We start from the raw sequence: 2,361 nt of genomic DNA on the forward strand, positions 1-2,361 counted from the left end.
GTCGGGTAGGAAGGCACTCTCACGAGTGCCCTCCCCCCTAAGAACCGTACGTGACAGATTTCCCGTCATACGGCTCAAGCCTTCTTTTTATCCAAACAACTCTTTTATTTTATACAAGGTACATGTACTAATTTAGAAACCTTACTTGTAGGGGTTTCAAGATTTTGCACAGTAACCTTTTCTCCATTTTGTAGAGTGTACTTACACAGTGCACAACGATATCCTTGCTTTCTTGCGAGTTTCATCCTATCTAGTGTATTTTCCCTATTGAAGACCTTACGGTCTCGCTTTTCCCAATACTCTTTTAAACTAGGATCGTCTGGGCTGTTTTTATAGGCTACCCTTACATGTCGCTCTATTTTAATCCAGGACATTCTTAACAATTGAATATTGGTAAGTGGACATGTCAGAATCCATTTATCATTTCCTCCGTGGTGGGGCTTCTTAAAATAGCGCTTGTTAATCCATTTCCACGCCTTCTTTGGATGCAATTGCCTAAGGTGTTTTCTTATTTTAAAGAAAACGTAATTGTCCATATATCCAAACTCCTTTTTCGACACAACATGTTTCCAGTACTGTCCATAACCACGTATAATAGGGTTTAGGATACGTATAATTTCTTTTACTGGTCGTCCTCGCATCACTGCGAACGTATCTTTTATCTTACCTTTTGCCTTTTTGATACTGTCTTTACTAGGTTTGATTAATAACTTATTTCCTTGTTCCGTCTTGTATTGACGAAGTGAGAAACCAAGAAAATTAAACCCGTTCTCGATATGTGTGACTCTAGTTTTATCCGCACTGAGTTTAATTCCTCGCTTTTGTAAGTAAGGAATGAGTTTCTGATACATACTTTGAGCTTGTTCCTTCGTTTCCGTTACGATGACGAAGTCATCTGCGTAAAGAACACGTCCTATTTTACATTTTGGATCAACTTTATATCCTCCATCTGGTTTGTATGTCTTTTTATAAACAATACCAATCTCTTCTTCCATCCCACATAACGCGATATTGGCTAGAAGAGGAGACACAATACTTCCTTGCGGAGTTCCTTCCGTTGTTTTATGAAGCATATCCTGTTCTATATATCCCATCTTGAGCCACCTTTTAATCAAAGTGTTTCCTGGAAATGTAGAGGTTTGTTCTACTATCCAATGATGATTAAGATGGTCAAAACACCCTAAGAAATCTCCTTCGAACACCCACTTTTTCTTACTATTCGTGTTCAGCTTGTTAAAGAGATTACTTATAGCATCATGTGTACTTCTTTTGGGACGAAAGCCGTAGGAAGTAGCTTCGAATCTAACCTCCCATTGTGGTTCTAGTGCGTTCTTTATCACATTTTGATAAACTCGGTCTCGTATCGTCGGAATACCGAGAGGTCTTAGTTTCCCATTCTTCTTAGCGATAAATGTTCTTTTCGCTGGCTTTGGACGATGCTGAAAGACATTACGTTTAAGTAGTTGTTTATATAGCTTGATACGTTCGTTTGGTTTTAAAGCCGTATAGCCGTCTACACCAGGTGTTCGCTTACCGGTATTTTGTTGCGTCACTCTTCGAATGGAGAGTAGTAAATTGGCTTTACTCCGAAGGAGTAAACGTTGAAGTTTTCTCACTCTTCTTCGTTGATTTTGTTGTTCGGCACGATAAATTCTTTGTCGTAACTTCGTTACATATTTTTGTATAGTATTCCAATCAAAAGAGTACCAACCTTTATGCGAGACGTGCGCCGACGCTCGTAAAGAGGTATTCATAACAGCACGCTCCTTTTCGTTAGAAGATAGCCACAAATTTATTTTCGTGTTGAAGACCCATGAGAAGTAGGCGCTCTTTCGAGCCTGTCATTGTCTGTTAGGACGACATTATCCGTTCAGTTATACAGTTTTCTGCTTTCCTGTCCCTTTTCAGGGTAACGGCTTTCGCTTTTTCTCATATCCCATACCCTCTGCCACATCGTTTGACTTTGCAGTCATCCTACTGTTTTACACAGATGACATAGGGCTTACCAAGTTTCACATTCTACAGATACGATAGGGGTAGGTAGATTCTTTACTCCGGGTAAGATGCGGGACGCATCAGAGCAGCATTATGATTCTACTTTTCCTCTTACCAAGACCCAAGCCAATCTATGCATTATCTTGAGCTAATCCTGACGAAGCTTGCGAACCTTCACTTTCGTTTACCGTACCTATCTTCTCCTAGCAGTGTTCTGGACCATGCATTTGTCCTCTGTTTCCGCATTTCCTCATGCAACCGACAGGCTCGTTACCAAGCATGCCGTTTCGGATGGAGATTATCTTTGCGTCTAGATGAGTAGCGTTAGCTACACTGTAAGAAAGCGACTTCTTGTCGCACCATAAT

Annotated in this window: 1 protein-coding gene; it reads right to left on the minus strand. The window is 40.4% G+C overall.

Annotated elements, in window-relative coordinates:
• Positions 1–104: 104 nt before the first annotated feature.
• Positions 105–1,754, minus strand: coding sequence for a group II intron reverse transcriptase/maturase (gene ltrA, locus ACK3CR_RS26935; RefSeq protein WP_488976370.1), 1,650 nt, complete (start codon positions 1,752–1,754; stop codon positions 105–107).
• Positions 1,755–2,361: the final 607 nt, after the last annotated feature.

It is taken from the genome of Priestia sp. TRM10, from assembly GCF_057808375.1.